Here is a 2,171-nt window from a genome sequence, read left to right as displayed (position 1 = left end):
TGTAAATGTCAAGCTAACGATGTACATTTTTGATCATTTAAGAATGTACAAAATTAATCATCATCTTTTTCTAAGTGGTCTTTAATTCTGTATGATGGACCAATAATGTTAACGACTGTTGCATGATGTAACACTCGATCTAAAATGGCATTTGCTAATTTAGTATCCTGGAACACCGCATCCCACTCTTTAAAGCTAATATTTGTAGTCAAAATTGTACTTTTCTTTTCATATCTCAAATCAATTAGCTGAAAGAATAATTTGGCATCTTCTTTATCAATTGGAAGATAACCAATTTCATCGATAATTAATAACTTATACTTCCCATAGTGTTTTAACCGAGTTTCTAAACGGTTTTCTAGCTTTGCTCTTTTCAAATTTAAGATAAGTTCATTACATTTAATAAAATAGGTGCTCGTTCGTTTTTTAGCGGCGGCGATTCCTATGGAAGTAGCTAAGTGTGTTTTGCCAACACCACTAGTTCCCATGAAGACAATATTTTGTTTATCTTCGATAAAACGCAAAGATAGAAAATCAAGAATTTGTTGTTTATTTACCGTTGGTTGAAACTCGAAATCAAACTCATTTACCTCTTTGCGGTGGGGGAAAGCCCCCACCTTAACCATCGAGTTAATCATTGTTCTCTCACGTACATCAATTTCATAATTCGTTAGTTTTACAAGTGTGTCAACGAGAGACAATTCATTTTTGGTACTAAAATCAACGGTATCATTAAGATGAGTAATCATCTGTTTTAAGTTTAAATATTCCAAATTACTTACTAATTGTTGGTAACTGCTATTCAATTTTATACACCTCATCCATCGCCAGTAGATTCTTTTTAGCTAATTCATCAATGTCAGGGTAGTTTGGCATTCCCCGTGTTAACATATCTGTGTAATGTTCTTCTTTGTAATTTAATACCTTTTTACTGACTCGATGTTGGGCGACCAATTCCGTGTTATAATAAACATGTATGTGGTCGTCATAGACTTGTAAACCTACGGTTTTCCCTTTGTATTCAGCTGGTACTGAATACTGGTTTGATTTGTACGTAATCATGCTTGCAGGGTTCACCTTTACAAGCCTGTGTTTTATCTTATAAGAGTCTCTTATTTCTTTCCTTGGTAAGGGGAGTAAGTGACTCTTTTCTTGTTTTAAAGCTAGTATTGGAATCTTTCTGTTACCTTGATTAAAACTTTGATTATGGCGTTCACAAAGCTTTTGTACAAATTGGTAAAGACCTTCGTAAGTGAACTTTCCCTGATACGCATGAATATCATCTAAGAGCTTCATAATACTTTCTACTTTTCCTTTTGTCCTTGGTCTTCCTGCAATACAAGGTTTGACTTCAAATCCACTATCTCTGGCAAACTGTTCAAATCTTTCATTAACCACTCCCTTCGAATACTCTGTTCTATGCTCATCCATTACTGTTTTCATATTGTCTGTTAATATGGTCTTTGGAACACCCCCAATTGCTTCAAAACTCTCCATCAAAAACGACATTAGTACACTTTGTGATTTAGACATGGTTAAACCATAAGACTTGTATCTTGAATTTCCTAACAGGAACACTCCAACATTGACGTAAATAATTTCCCCCTCACACGTTATGTATTTTATGTTCTCTTTCCAATCGAATTGAGCTTGTTCCCCGGGAGGGGTTTCATAACGAACAACAGCTTGCGCTGCATGAGTTCTTTTACCATCGGTAAAGTATGCTTGGAACTCAGATTTGTTTGATATGTATCGGCGGAAAGATGACTGGGAACAATCCAGACCATGATTATCCTTTAAGTACTCCCATAGAACCCTCTTGTAGTAAAAAGTTTGTATTGAATCCTCTGAGAGTAATTCTGAGATAACTCCGTATAACTCATCTATTTTAGACTTTTTATTGCGGGTTTTATTTGGCCCATTCCCTTTTAAATACCGATCCACCGTCCTCCTATCTACACCCAATTCACGGCCTATCTTACTTTTATTTATCTTCATATTTAGGCTCTCCATAAGAAAATTTAATTTTGTTAAATCTTCTAGACTTTTGACTTCTATAGATGTCGTTAAGTTCAACTGTACATGCATCTTCTCCACCTCAGACTTAAGTATGCATGTACACCAGCAAACTGTACATTCTTATGTAATCATATCTGTACATTATTAAATTA

General features: G+C 34.9%; 2 protein-coding genes. Both read right to left on the bottom strand.

What is annotated here, in order from left to right; all coding sequences use genetic code 11:
* Positions 1 to 53: 53 nt before the first annotated feature.
* On the bottom strand, positions 54 to 806 hold the full coding sequence (istB, locus tag N0O92_RS23575; protein WP_315617485.1) for an IS21-like element helper ATPase IstB: 753 nt from the start codon (positions 804 to 806) through the stop codon (positions 54 to 56).
* On the bottom strand, positions 799 to 2,088 hold the full coding sequence (gene istA, locus N0O92_RS23570) for an IS21 family transposase (protein ID WP_315617483.1): 1,290 nt from the start codon (positions 2,086 to 2,088) through the stop codon (positions 799 to 801). Before istA ends, istB begins: the two co-directional genes overlap by 8 nt.
* Between the last annotated feature and the right edge of the window lie 83 nt (positions 2,089 to 2,171).

This window comes from Alkalihalobacillus sp. MEB130 (assembly GCF_032335535.1).
Taxonomy (GTDB): Bacteria; Bacillota; Bacilli; order Bacillales; family Bacillaceae_D; genus Halalkalibacter.
Note: the sequence above shows the minus strand (reverse complement) of the source record. Positions and strands in the feature narration are given on the sequence as shown.